General features: G+C 48.7%; 3 protein-coding genes. 2 read left to right on the top strand and 1 reads right to left on the bottom strand.

Annotation, left to right across the window (positions count from 1 at the left end; translation table 11 throughout):
- Together galU and COY37_RS07110 are read left to right on the top strand one after the other, a co-directional pair.
- Window positions 1-873 (top strand): UTP--glucose-1-phosphate uridylyltransferase GalU (galU, locus tag COY37_RS07115; RefSeq protein ID WP_286976994.1); only part of this gene is annotated, 873 nt, incomplete at its 5' end.
- Window positions 874-1,066: 193 nt separating this feature from the next.
- Window positions 1,067-1,483 carry a transposase gene (locus COY37_RS07110; RefSeq protein WP_286678236.1) on the top strand — a complete coding sequence of 139 codons (417 nt, stop codon included), beginning with the start codon at window positions 1,067-1,069 and terminating at the stop codon, window positions 1,481-1,483.
- A gap of 5 nt (window positions 1,484-1,488) precedes the next feature.
- Here COY37_RS07110 and COY37_RS07105 read toward each other — a convergent pair whose 3' ends face one another.
- On the bottom strand, window positions 1,489-1,740 hold the full coding sequence (locus COY37_RS07105) for a hypothetical protein (protein WP_286976992.1): 252 nt from the start codon (window positions 1,738-1,740) through the stop codon (window positions 1,489-1,491).
- Window positions 1,741-1,988: the final 248 nt, after the last annotated feature.

Below are 1,988 nucleotides of genomic sequence, written 5' to 3'. Positions count from 1 at the left end.
ACAAAGAAGAGCGTAAAAAAGGCGGTTATTCCGGCTGCGGGCCTTGGAACCAGGTTCTTGCCGATCACCAAATCGCAGCCCAAAGAGATGATCCCCGTTGTGGATAAACCCACGATACAGTACGTGGTAGAGGAAGCCGTCGTATCAGGCATCCACGATATCCTGGTCATTACCGGAAGAGGCAAACGCGCCATCGAGGACCACTTCGACCGTTCCTTTGAGCTTGAGTCGATCTTGAAGAAGAAAAACGACTACATCGCGCTGGCCGAACTTGAAGAGATTGCAAAGCTTGCGGACATCCACTATATACGCCAAAAGGTAGCCGCAGGTTTAGGTCATGCCGTTCTTTGTGCGGAAAAGCACATTGGGGACAACCCTTTCGCCGTTCTTCTTGGGGATGCGATAACCTTAAGCGATAACCCATGTACCAAGGCACTAATAAAAGCATATAACAAGCTAGGGTCTTCAGTCGTTGCGGTTGAGCGCGTTCCCATGCAGGAAGTCAAAAAATATGGGATCATACAGGCCGAAAAGGTTGGGGAGCACCTCTACAGGGTAACGGATCTCGTTGAAAAGCCGTCCCCAAAAGAGGCCCCGTCAGATCTTGCGATGCTCGGCAGGTATGTCTTAACCCCCGGTATATTTAAAGCGCTCTCAAAAACAGAGCCGGGATTGGGCGGGGAGCTGCAACTTACCGATGCCCTTAAGCTGCTCTTAAAGAAAGAGCAGATTTACGCGTTTGAGGTAACCGGCCCTCGTTATGATATTGGCAACAAACTTAGCTGGATAAAGGCCACGGTCGAGCTTGCGTTGATGAATGAGGAATTCGGGTCCGAGCTTAGGGCGTATCTTAAAAAGCTGCTGGGCGACTAGACGATTTAGATATCATAACAAGGCGCTATAGCGCTATAGAGAAGTAAAAGCGCAAAAGCCCACTGCTATGAAAAAGCAATATTTTAGGTATCGGTATTGTATATGGCATACGGTTACTTTATTGTAATAGTACATGGAGGGCAGGCGTTTATATACAACTGGGGAAATAGAAGAAGCCAACAAAGTAAGTCCTATGCCGCTTACTTACCACGCGATACTCTCAACACACGATAAGAACCCGCTTTTTAGCTCTGCGAACAATTGCAACAACCTTGCGTACTTGATTTTTGAGACATCCGTTTTGCACAAGTACAGCCTGTTCGCTTTTTGCATTATGCCGAACCATATCCACCTTCTGGTGCAACCGGGAAACGTCCTGATGAACCACTTTATCAACCTGCTAAGGTTTAGATATGAGTATGTGCTGTCGCGTAGCGGCTACAAGGGTGCAATCTGGCAGCCCGATTTTATAGACTACCCGTTGCCCGATGAGGAAGTAATAAATACAGCGCTCTTTATTTTTGAGAACCCTGTGCGAAACGGTCTGGTTGAGAACGCGGCGGAGTACCCTTTTTCATTTGTCCTTGGCGGGAAAAAGTATAAGCCGTGATCGGCTTATTTAGTGTGCGTCGAGTTAAGCAGTAATCTGGTACGACCGCCGGTAAACTGGCCGATAAAAAACGCGAGGACGGTAAAGGGCAAGGCAATCCAGCTAAAGCCAAACGCCAGACGCAGGACGATAATCGCCGGTACGGGCAAGTGCACTGCCAAAAACCATCCTCTGGAGTAGCGCTTCTGGCTTGCACGCCAATAGCCAAAGGGGAGGTTTATTAAAAAGACGATAGCCATCAACAGGGGCAGACTCATGCCCAGGTTCTCCTTGCGTATGATCCGATCCGGCAGCGAAACTACTGCAGAACAAACTTTATCGGGTAACGATACTTAAATCAAGAATATCTAAAATAATTGTATCCAGCAAGGCGGAATTATGTGGGTCTAGAATGCGAGCAGAAGCCAGGAGCCCAAAGAGCAGAAGCCGGGAGCCGGGAGCCAGGAGCCAGGAGCCAGAAGGTGTGGGTCGAGAGAGCGGGTTTTAGTAGGCAGCAAGGAGTATG

The sequence above is a fragment of the Candidatus Aquicultor secundus genome (genome assembly GCF_002791875.1).
GTDB lineage: Bacteria > Actinomycetota > Aquicultoria > Aquicultorales > Aquicultoraceae > Aquicultor_A > Aquicultor_A secundus.
The sequence above is the reverse complement of the archived record's forward strand: the minus strand, read 5'-3'. Positions and strand labels throughout refer to the sequence as shown.

Excerpts from the sequence above, each read along its gene's own strand:
- COY37_RS07105 (WP_286976992.1), bottom strand. The coding sequence starts at position 1,740 with ATGAGTCTGCCCCTGTTGATGGCTATCGTCTTTTTAATAAACCTCCCC.
- COY37_RS07110 (WP_286678236.1), top strand. The coding sequence starts at position 1,067 with ATGCCGCTTACTTACCACGCGATACTCTCAACACACGATAAGAACCCG.